The following is a 1174-nucleotide window of genomic DNA, read 5'->3' as shown; positions in this document are numbered from 1 at the left end:
CGCCCGAGCCGCCCTCGCCGATGACGAGCGTGGTCAGCGGGGTGCCCGCCGACGCCACGGCCGCGAACAGGTCGGCGATCGCCGGTCCAGCGCCCGCCTGCTCGGCCGCCGCGTCATGGGCGGCGCCAGGAGTGTCGACCAGCGTGAGGACCGGGATGCCGAGCCGGTCCGCGAGCCGGATGAGCCGGGCAGCGGTGCGGTAGCCCGCGGGCCGCGTCGCGGTGCCCCGCTGGGCCGCGAACGCCACCACGTGGCCATCGCGCAGGCCGAAACCGCAGCTCACCCCCGGATCGCGGCCACCGCAGCGGTCACCGGACACCTCCACGCGCGAGGAGAAGTACGCGTCGAGGTAGGCATCCGCGCGCGGCCTGCCCGGTGCCGTCCTGCCCAGGGCGTCGGGAGGAGGCACCGGGCCGGTGGCGCGGGGGGACGTCAGGAGCCTCAGGCGCAGCGCGAGCGCGCCCGGCAGTTCCCCCTCCGCGACGACGGCGTCGAGGTGACCCGCCGCGAACTGCGCCTCCGCCGTGTAGGCGGCCGGGTCCGCGTCGGGCGGCCGTACCCGCGATCCGGCGAAGGCCACCTGGGACCCGGGCAGCGCGAGCGTCATGTCGGCCCCGGCGCCGAGCGTCGCCCACCCACCGCCCGTCGTCGGGTCGCGCAGCACGGCCAGTTGGGGCAGCCCCGCCGCCCGGGTCAGCGCGCTCTGCCGGGCCACCCGCTGGAGCTGGGACAGCGCGCGCAGCCCCTCCTGCATCCGGCTGCCGCCCGTGGCGACGAAGGTGACCACCGGCAGCCGGTGGGTCCGGGCATGGCGATGGGCCGCCTCGATCAGATCGCCGGTGCGCCGCCCGATCGACCCGCCGAGGAAGCCGAACTCGAAGGCGAGCGCGACCACGGGGACGCCGCCGATGTCGGCGGCGGCGCACACCACGGACTCCCGCGCACCGGTCCGCTCGGCCGCGCTCCGCCGCGCGGCGCCGTACCCCCGCCAGTCCAGCGGACCGTCGGCCGCCTCGCCCTCGCCCTCGCCCTCGTCCGCGCCTGTGCCGTCCTCCCGCCGGGGGGCGGGCAGTTCCGTCCAGGCCGAGGCGACGGCGGTGAGGACCGCACGCGCACTCATGCGCTCCGGGCGGCCTCCCGAGCCCGGCGACACATCCGCCGCACCCTCCCGGCC

The 1174-nt window shown here is 78.4% G+C and carries 1 protein-coding gene; it reads right to left on the bottom strand.

Annotated features, from left to right (window positions below):
- Positions 1 to 1120, bottom strand: a 1120-nt coding sequence (locus AB8Z36_RS41170; protein WP_369218450.1) for a carboxyl transferase domain-containing protein, incomplete at its 3' end; no start/stop codon positions are given.
- Positions 1121 to 1174 lie beyond the last annotated feature (54 nt).

This window comes from Streptomyces flavofungini, from assembly GCF_041028215.1.
GTDB classification, from domain to species: Bacteria; Actinomycetota; Actinomycetes; order Streptomycetales; family Streptomycetaceae; genus Streptomyces; species Streptomyces flavofungini_B.
Note: the sequence above shows the minus strand (reverse complement) of the source record. Positions and strands in the feature narration are given on the sequence as shown.